Genomic DNA, 5,276 nt, shown 5'->3' on the forward strand with positions numbered 1-5,276 from the left:
ACGCAGCCTAGAGAGGGCCGACACGCTCACTATGGCGCCTCGAAAGGGATCAATAACCGGAATTCCGTGACCCCCGGATGGGATTCGCACTCGATCAGGCCCTGGTGCTGGTGCAGGATCGACTGCGCGATCGACAACCCCAGGCCACTGCCCTCCGCACGCCCGGAGACCATCGGGAAGAACAGGGTCTCGCGAATGTGCTCGGGAATGCCGGGGCCGTTATCCACCACCGCGACCTCGCACACCAGGCGGTGGCGCTCGGCGCCGAGGGTGAACTGACGACGAACGCGAGTCCGCAGCAGCAGGCGCGGCTCGGCGGTACCGAACTCCTCCATCGCCTGGACCGCGTTGCGCGCGATGTTGAGCACCGCCTGGATCAGCTGCGCCTCGTCGCCGACCAGATCCGGCATGCTGGGATCGTAGTCGCGCTCGAAGCGCAACCGATGATGCTCCACCTCGAGCAGTGCCCGCACCCGCTCGAGCACCTTGTGCACATTGAGGGGTTCGTGACGCACCAGCGTGTTGGGGCCGAGCATGCGGTCGACCAGATCCCGCAGACGGTCCGCCTCCTCGACGATGATCCGGGTGAACTCGGTTAGCTGCGGGTCGGGAAGATCGCGCTCCAGCAGCTGCGCGGCGCCGCGGATTCCCCCCAGCGGATTCTTGACCTCGTGGGCGAGACCGCGCATCAGTACCTTGACCGTCTCCTGCCGCGCGATCAGGGCCTCCTCCCGCGAGATGCGGAGCAATCGATCCCGCGGCTCGATCTCCAGCAGCAGCTCGCGACTGGTGATCGGTGTCGCGGTGAAGTCCACCGTGATCACGTCGCCGGCGCCGAGCACCAGCGCCGCTTCCCGCTGCGTATAGGGATGAAACTCCTGCATCGCCTTGAACAGGACCTGGCGAACGCTGCCGTCCTCGCCATTCAGGCACTCCAGCCACTGACCGACCACACGGGGCCGGCTGGCGGCGAGCAGTGCCTCGGCCGCCGGATTGAGCCAGCGCACGTGGAGCCGCTCGTCGAGTAGCAGGACGGCGGTCGTCAGGTGCTCCAGCAAACGTTGATACATGCGTCGTTCCATCGTGGTGATCCGGTATGTGCTTATACAGTGCAAAAACCGCGCCACTCCCCAATTTTGCCCACCTGCGAGGAGGTCCCGATGAAAAGCGGGATTTCATTCACCAAAATAGTGCAAACGCTAAAGGCTATGCCTGCGGATCGGGATTACCCATGCGGTCGGGACGACTTTCCACGATCGGGATTATTGGGATTGGCCGGCAGGTTGACGCTGGCACGCTGCACGTAGAGCGTTACCGGCGGCGTGGACAGTCGCACCTGTCCTCGAGTATCGACCAGCTCGGCCTGAAGCCGATGCTCGCCTCGCGACAATTGGCTCAGCACGAAGACGCTGGTGTGCATGGGCGACTGGCTCACCTTGCCGTCCACCCTGAGCTGGACGCGGTCACCCCGCTGCAGCGCGGGCTCGATCGCCAATTTCACCTGGACGGTTCCCGCCTGTCCGGTCGGCAGCGTTTGCTGGTCTCACGGACTGGTGATCACGAAACGCTAGTACTCGACCGCAGCCGCCTCGGGCGCGACCGAACGATGAGGGTTCGCGCGTGTCTCGCCCCCGGTGGGGTCGACCACCGTGATCGGCTTGAGATCGACGCGGCTGCCCGCTCCCGGCTCGTCGCTGTAGACCACATTGCCCTGAGCGTCGACATGTCGATAGACCGGCGCCGCCATCACGGGCGCGGCGGCCCAGACCACCAGACAAATCGATATCACCGATACCATCGTCCCCATTTGCATCAGCGCCAGCTCCCATGTCGATCACCCTGTTATCGGCCGGCGGCCTCGCCCCTTCACCTGCCCGGTGGCCCTTTCGCGGAGACCTCCTCACGAAAAAGCCCCACCGAAGTGGGGCTTTCCGTCAGGCCTGGGAGCGGGATTCGATCCTCAGACGCTGTAGTACAGGTCGAACTCGACCGGATGCGTCGCCAGGCGCAGGCGCTCGACGTCTTCACTCTTCAGCTCGATGTAGGCATCGAGCATCTCGTCGGTGAAGACGCCACCCTCGGTCAGGAAGGCGCGATCGGCATCCAGCGCTTCCAGTGCCTGGTCGAGGCTGGTCGCCACGGTGGGCACCTTCTTGCCCTCTTCCGGCGGCAGGTCGTACAAGTTCTTGTCCATGGCGTCGCCAGGATGGATCTTGTTCTTGATACCGTCGATACCGGCCATCAGCATGGCCGCGAAAGCCAGGTACGGGTTGGCGGTCGGGTCGGGGAAGCGGCACTCGACGCGCTTGCCTTTCGGGCTGGCGGTATAAGGAATACGAATGGAGGCGGAGCGGTTGCGCGCGCTGTAGGCGAGCATGACCGGCGCTTCGAAACCCGGCACCAGGCGCTTGTAGGAGTTGGTCGACGCATTGGTGAAGGCGTTCAGGGCGCGTGCATGCTTGATGATGCCGCCGATGTAGTACAGCGCCATCTCGGACAGGCCGGCGTACTCGTCACCCGCGAACTGGTTGGAGCCATCCTTCCAGAACGACTGGTGGACGTGCATGCCGGAGCCGTTGTCGCCCACCAGCGGCTTGGGCATGAAAGTGGCCGTCTTGCCGTAGGCGTGAGCGACGTTGTGCACCACGTACTTGAGCTGCTGCACCTCGTCGGCCTTCTTCACCAGCGTGTTGAACTTGACGCCGATCTCGTTCTGGCCGGCATTCGCCACTTCGTGGTGATGCACTTCGACTTCCTGGCCAACGGCCTGCAGCGTGTTGCACATGGCGCTGCGGATGTCGTGGAAGCTGTCGACCGGCGGCACGGGGAAGTAACCACCCTTGACCCGCGGGCGGTGCGCCAGGTTGCCACCTTCGACCTGACGGTCGGTGGACCAGGCACCCTCTTCGGAAGAGATCTTGTACATGGAGCCCTCGATATCGGACTTCCAGTGCACCTCGTCGAAGATGAAGAATTCGGGCTCCGGGCCAAAGAAAGCGGTGTCGCCAAGGCCGGTGCTGGCCAGGTAGGCCTCGGCACGTTTGGCGATGGAGCGCGGATCGCGCTCGTAACCCTGCATCGTTGCCGGCTCGATGATGTCGCAGCGCAGGATCAGCGTGGAGTCTTCGGTGAACGGATCGAGGAAGGCGGTGCCATCTTCCGGACGCAGAATCATGTCGGACTCGTTGATGCCCTTCCAGCCTTCGATGGAAGAACCATCGAACATCTGGCCGTCCTCGAAGAATTCCGCATCGACGGCGCTGGCAGGAATCGTGACGTGCTGCTCCTTGCCCTTGGTGTCGGTAAAGCGCAGATCCACCCACTTGACGTCGTGTTCTTCGATAAGGGCGAGGGTTTTCTCAGACATGTTGTCCTCCACTGTGAGCCATGGCTCGATTCGTTGGCGAATATCCAACACCGTTTTGTGGCGTGCGTGTTTTGTAGCACGAAGTCGGCGCTCTTGCCCACGCGCACACCGTTTTTACATGACCATGCAGAGAATGTGCCAAAATGAGGCAAGACGCAGTAGGGCGTTAATAAGCGTTTGATAAGCATGATGTTATCGAAGGGACAGCGGGCCGCGGCGGGCGCCACCCCGTGCATCATCATCGATGAGCCGAGGTTTCAGACCGCCAAAAGCACCAAACTGGTGCATACACTTACCCCTCTGCACCAAAAGAGAAAGCGGACAAATCCTCTCCGGAACCTTTGCCGAAAATCGATAGGCAACGGATACTGTGGGCAAAGGCCATGTTTCGATGGCGACCGACGACTCGAGTGATGGAATGACCCATGCCTAGGCTGGATCGCACACAGGATGTGGTACAGCGCCTACGCGGTCACTGGCGTCTCAGCCTGAGTGAGCCGTTGTGGGGTCGAAGCGCCATTCTCGCGATGAATCGCGTGCTGGACGATGAAGCCGAGGCCCGGTTGCCTCATAGAGCCGGCTGGTGCCTGGGGCCGGACAGCTTTCGTCAGTTGCTGGAGAGCCTCAGCGAGAGCGCGCAGATCGTCAGCCTGGAGAGCGTGCTGCAGCTGCATCACGACCAGCTGCCCCGCATCGCCCTCACCTTCGACGGCGGCTGGCGCGATACGCTGAAACAGGTGTCGCCGGCCCTGGAGCGGCTGGCGCTGCCGGCCAATGTGTTCCTGCCCTGCCCGGTCACCCAGCGCGCCTGGAGCTCATGGCACGAAGCCATCGGCGAAGCCCTCTGGCGCGACGAGACGGCCGACCACGCAAGGCGACTGCTCGCCGAAGCCGGCCTCCCGGCACCGCCCACCGTCGGCACGCACCGCGACGAGCGCTACAGTCAGGCGATCCGGAACTACATCGCCGAGCTCGACCAGTCGCAAGACGCCACCGCGTTGCATGCGGTCGCCTCGGCGCTGGATGCCGATCCGGCATTCGCCGACGAAGCCCTGGACGCCTTCAGCATCCGCCGTCTGGAGCAGGGAGGCCTGTTCCGCTTCGGCAGCCTGATACCGCCGCATGCCACGACGCAGGACGTCTCCGCCCTGATACAGCTCCGTGAAAGCCAGCACCAGTTGGCAGTCCTCTGCCGTCACCCGCTTCGCATCGCCACCAGCGCCTCGGCGCATGCGGACGAGGGCCTGGCTCGATTGGCGGCCAGCGCCGGCATCGAACGTGTGCTGACGCACAGAACGGGCTGGCTCGAGCCACCGATCGACACGGTGCTGCTGCCGCGCTTCGCCATTACGCAGCCGGTCGCCAACAGCCCGGGGAGACTGTTCGACTGGCTGCTGGGCAATCTGCCCTCGTAGCGTCCTTCCCAGAGTCCGTTCCTGAGTCCCTGTCACAGCCCGCGAAACTCGAGCCCTGGCCAGCGGCGCTGCCACCCCTTGGCAACGACGCGCTGCCGAAACACCTCGCTATCGCCGTGCCGCGGATTGTGCGTCACCCGACCCGAGAGCAGCGAGGCGGTGCCCAAGGGTGCCGTCAGGCGAATGCGGCCATCGTCGTCGAGCGTCACCGCCACCGCCGTTTCACACTCGACCCAGACGCTCAACGCTTCCTCTATGGAGGCGTAGGGGCGATGCCCGTGACGCCGGTGCATCCGCGCCTGGTTCTTGACCGACCAGGGCAGCGGGGCAGCGCGCCGGAGCGCGCTCTCGTGCGCCCGGTCGATGCGTACGCTGGCGTGGGAGGCGTCGAAATAGACGAGATCGATATCGTTCAGCGGCGTCGCTGGCGAATAGCCGTGCAGCCGATCCCAGACCAAATTGCGCACGAAACCGGCGGCCAGCCACCAGTCGGG

The 5,276-nt window shown here is 64.0% G+C and carries 6 protein-coding genes; 1 reads left to right on the plus strand and 5 read right to left on the minus strand.

Features of this window, described 5'->3' with window-relative positions; translation table 11 throughout:
• Positions 1-29: 29 nt before the first annotated feature.
• The 4 genes from glnL to glnA all read right to left on the minus strand — a co-directional run bounded on the left by glnL (position 30) and on the right by glnA (position 3,367).
• Positions 30-1,070 carry a nitrogen regulation protein NR(II) gene (gene glnL / locus AC3AYF_RS17840; RefSeq protein ID WP_295038170.1) on the minus strand — a complete coding sequence of 347 codons (1,041 nt, stop codon included), beginning with the start codon at positions 1,068-1,070 and terminating at the stop codon, positions 30-32.
• A gap of 155 nt (positions 1,071-1,225) precedes the next feature.
• A complete protein-coding gene (locus AC3AYF_RS17845) occupies positions 1,226-1,501 on the minus strand; it encodes a hypothetical protein (protein ID WP_487780116.1) in 276 nt (91 codons plus the stop codon).
• A gap of 66 nt (positions 1,502-1,567) precedes the next feature.
• The gene (locus tag AC3AYF_RS17850) at positions 1,568-1,813 is read right to left on the minus strand and encodes a DUF4124 domain-containing protein (protein WP_487780117.1); all 246 of its coding nucleotides are present in this window, start codon (positions 1,811-1,813) and stop codon (positions 1,568-1,570) included.
• A gap of 147 nt (positions 1,814-1,960) precedes the next feature.
• Positions 1,961-3,367, minus strand: coding sequence for a glutamate--ammonia ligase (gene glnA / locus AC3AYF_RS17855; RefSeq protein WP_295038176.1), 1,407 nt, complete (start codon positions 3,365-3,367; stop codon positions 1,961-1,963).
• A gap of 425 nt (positions 3,368-3,792) precedes the next feature.
• Here glnA and AC3AYF_RS17860 point away from each other — a divergent pair, with 425 nt between their 5' ends.
• Positions 3,793-4,782 carry a polysaccharide deacetylase family protein gene (locus AC3AYF_RS17860; protein ID WP_295038179.1) on the plus strand — a complete coding sequence of 330 codons (990 nt, stop codon included), beginning with the start codon at positions 3,793-3,795 and terminating at the stop codon, positions 4,780-4,782.
• A gap of 32 nt (positions 4,783-4,814) precedes the next feature.
• Here the strand turns inward: AC3AYF_RS17860 and AC3AYF_RS17865 are convergent.
• On the minus strand, positions 4,815-5,276 hold a 462-nt coding region (locus tag AC3AYF_RS17865; RefSeq protein ID WP_295038182.1), incomplete at its 5' end, for a nucleotidyltransferase family protein.

The sequence above is a fragment of the Salinicola sp. genome, from assembly GCF_982684285.1.